This window comes from Candidatus Angelobacter sp. (genome assembly GCA_035607015.1).
Classification (GTDB): Bacteria; Verrucomicrobiota; Verrucomicrobiia; order Limisphaerales; family AV2; genus AV2.
Genome location: DATNDF010000342.1, coordinates 1 through 3,744, shown reverse-complemented (window position 1 = coordinate 3,744; position 3,744 = coordinate 1). Strand labels below are relative to the sequence as shown.

Here is a 3,744-nt window from a genome sequence, read left to right as displayed (position 1 = left end):
TGTTGCGCACTCCGGCCAGCAACAGCGCAGTGAGTACCTCGCGATAACCCAGGCCGCGTTTGATCCGCGCGGCGACCTCCTCGAGCAACCGTTCGCGCGGCGTCTCTTCGAGCAGACGCACCAGCGGTTCGATCTCGGAGTTGAACCGGACGAAACGCGGTTCGAGTTTCGCCTCCGCCGCGGAAACAGGGCGCAGTTTCGACAGGAACCCGAGATCGGCCAGGGCGAACAGGGCTCCGGTCGCGCCCGTCGCTTTGAGGAAGGCTCTGCGAGTTGTCGGAACAGTCATAAGCGTCCTTACCACTGCAAAGGGTCGGCGGAGAGTATCCCGCCGGCGCGGAGTTTGGGCAAGCAGTCTCTCGCGCTACTTTTGGACGGGGGGCATCACCCAGCAATAGGCGTCGTAACGAATCTCACTCCACGCCAATTCGGCCAGCCGATGGCCGGGGAACAAGGGGATATCAACAGGCATAAAGCGGACGCGGACGCGGATGCGCTCCCGTCCGCGTGTGAGTTCGCGCGGGATGATGAATTCATCATCTCGAAAGCGGCGGTTGGAGGTTTGAACAACGTGCTGCGTCGCGCCGAGTTCTTCCTTCGGATTCGAGTAAACGCAGGTGTTGGCTCCGGCGAGATACCAGATGCCGGCTGGCTTATAGCCCAGTTTCCGTTTGCTGGCGTCTGCCACGAAGACCTCCGCGCGCTGGTTGGGGAAGGAGTAATCCAGCTTGCGCCGCAGCAGCACGCCGAAATTGTTTGGATCGAGTTCGAGCGTGAATTCAGACGTTCCCTTCATAATGCGCCCGCGATCCGTATGCGCCGGGTAAACCTCCTTTCCGTTCACCGTGTCCACGCCCAATTCATAACGCGAAGTGATTTCGTAGGGTGCCGATGCGCCGGGCGAGACGTAGTCGTGCGCTCTCTCGCTGGCAGCGTCGCCGATTTTCAATGCGCCCGTCTTGATGAGGTTTGGGCTGTTGGCGCCGTACCAATACGTCACTGTTTCATAGTGTTCGGTGGATTGATTTTCGCCGCCGTGTTCGAGCCGGATGACGGCGCGTTTGCCGAAAGGAAAAAGGTCGGCAAGCAGAAAGCGGTAGGCGGATTCGATTTTGTCCTCGTCGCTCCTGGCTTCGTTTTCGCTGCGCGCGCCGGCGGGATGACCCGCAAACGGCAAAGTCATGTTGCGCCCTCCCCAGTAATCACCGCCGCCGCCCCATTCCTCAGTGCCGGTGCCATAAGCCTGCGGCGTCTCACTGTCATCGAAGAAAAAGCGCGGATCTCCCTCCAGCGTGTTGAGCACGGCGCGGTGCGAAAAAATCCACGACGTGCCGACGAAATTGCCGGACCATTCGCCGCCGCCTTCGGTTTCGTTCGTATCGAGAAGCATCAGGTCCCGGCCCGGCTCCGGATTCGGATGATCGCGATACGTGGCATGAAAACGGGCGACTTCGTCGCATGGCTGTTTCAACGGATGATAACGGACGCTCCATTGGATGTCGGTCAGGTCGGTCCGCCCGTTTCCGGTGAGTTCGATGCGCGCCGAGTTGAAGAAGGGCATCGGGAAGTAGCAGGCCAGATGCACGCGATTCGAATCGTAGCGGACATTCATCGGAAACGCTTTGACCAGATACTCGCGGTCGTCGCGATTGTAGAGCGTGCCCGCGCCGAAGAAGAGCGCGACCGGCGCGTCAACAGAAGGATGAGCGAGATCGTCCCAGGTTATCCTCAATCGCGAACGTCCGAATTCAACAGCCTGCTCGCGCGGAGCAGAAAACTCCAGAGCACGCAGCACCATCGGTTGTTTCGGAGAGATTTTCCGGACCTCGACCACCGCATCTTTTGTCAGGGCGATCGGGCGTCCGGCAATCTGCAACACGCCAATGTTTTTCCCTTCGCGCGTTCCGAGATGCGGGGCGATGTCGGTTCCGGCTTGCGCGATGAGTTCGAGTACGTCCTTGTCCGGCGGCGTTTTTCCATCCCACGAACGAACGGGCCGCGAGAGGTTCGCGCTGCGGTCATAGAGATGATAGATGTAATAGCCGGTGCCGTAGCGAGTGCGCGAATAGGCGAGGCGCAAAGTTTTTTCAAAAGGAGTTGGCACCCAGTTCAGGTCCGCTCCCCTTGTGACGGACCAGGTCCAGGCCAGCGGAGCCGGGAAAAGGTTTTCGGGAATAAAAACCGAGTTCCCGACCGGATGATTCGGATCCGTCGTGCTGCTTTCCTGAACGATATGGTCTGCGCCGTCCACTTCGTAGTGCCAAGGGCTTCCGTGCCAGTGGTTGCAACGGACGAAGTACATCACGCCCGGTCCGGCGACATCGAGCGCCACGTTGAAATCATCCGCGACCTGATACAGGAAGTGGCTGGCGTCCGCTCCTTCGTTGGCGCCACGGCGATCGTAGGTGCTCCGCATGTAGGCACGCACGCCAATCCGCTGATCCGGCCAGCGATCCCATTGACGATAGGCGTCGAGACCAACGGGAACCGACGGAGGTTCGGCCGACCATCCGGACACGAATCCTGCCACGATCAAGCCGGCAGGCAGCAGACGGCAACAGCGGCCAAGGCGGAAGAACTGAAACGAACCGGAATTCACCGCCGTAGTCTGGCTGAGTCGGCTTCAGCACAAAAGTAAAAGGTTTGGGGCCAAACCTTGACACAACCGTGCCAAAGCCCTAGTTAAGCTGGCTGCGCAACTCGCATGAACCACCAGACACGCGTCTATAACGACGTTTTTGAGATGCTGCCGGACGAGGAAAACCCTTCGCCCATGGTCCGCATCAACCGGATGAATCCGGTACCGGAATTTCAACTGTTCGCAAAGTTGGAGTGGCTTAATCCGTTCGGGTCGGTGAAAGACCGGGCGGCGTGGGACATGTTGCAGGCGATGGAGCGACAGGGGGAACTTGGCAACGGCCGTGGCCTCGTCGAACCCACCTCCGGCAACACCGGCATCAGCCTCGCCGCCATGGCGAAGGCGCGCGGCTACCACATGCGGGCCGTCGTGCCGAACAAGGTGCCGCTCGAAAAGAAGGTGCTGCTCAAGATCGCCGGCGCCGAGCTCGACGTCGTGAATGACGCGCTCTGCCCCGCTCCCGGGCTGGGCGACGGCTCCATCAATATCGCCAAATCGCACGCGAAGGCGCAGCCGAAGAAATACGCGATGCCGAACCAATACGAGAACGAGCAGAACGTCCTGGCCCACGTGCGTACCACCGGCCCGGAAATCTGGCGGCAGACCGAAGGCAGGGTCACGCATCTGTTTGTTTCACTAGGCACCTGTGGCACGGTCAGCGGCACAAGCAAATTCCTGAAGGGGAAAAACCCGGACGTGAAAGTCATCGCCGTCCAGCCGACCGAAGGTCACGACGTTCCGGGCCTCCGGAACGTCAGCCAGTTGGGCGTCTCGAAACTCTTCGATTCGTCTTTGGTGGATGACATACTGGAAGTGGATTTCAGGCTGGCGTACGCGCGCGCGCTGGAACTGTGCCAGAGCGAGGGATTGCTGGCCGGGCCGAGTTCCGGTTTGATTTACGAGGGTGCGCGCGAAATAATTCTGCGTGACAAAAAGGGCCTGGGTGTGATGATTTTTCCGGACAACATATTCAAATACACCTCGAACATGATGAAACACATTCCCGCACTGGCGGCGGGGAACGAAGCTTAAAAGGACAATTATGGCAAACTACACTCATCACGAAATGCTGGTGTCCACTGACTGGGTCAGGGACAACCTCGGTA

General features: G+C 59.5%; 3 protein-coding genes. 1 reads left to right on the top strand and 2 read right to left on the bottom strand.

Features of this window, described 5'->3' with window-relative positions:
- Positions 1–289: twin-arginine translocation signal domain-containing protein (locus tag VN887_13720; protein HXT41064.1), on the bottom strand; the 289-nt coding region annotated here is incomplete at its 3' end.
- Between the two features lie 75 nt (positions 290–364).
- Entirely contained in the window at positions 365–2,599 is a 2,235-nt protein-coding gene (locus tag VN887_13715; protein ID HXT41063.1) for a DUF2961 domain-containing protein, read from the bottom strand.
- A gap of 105 nt (positions 2,600–2,704) precedes the next feature.
- Here VN887_13715 and VN887_13710 point away from each other — a divergent pair, with 105 nt between their 5' ends.
- Positions 2,705–3,670 carry a cysteine synthase family protein gene (locus tag VN887_13710; GenBank protein HXT41062.1) on the top strand — a complete coding sequence of 322 codons (966 nt, stop codon included), beginning with the start codon at positions 2,705–2,707 and terminating at the stop codon, positions 3,668–3,670.
- Positions 3,671–3,744: the final 74 nt, after the last annotated feature.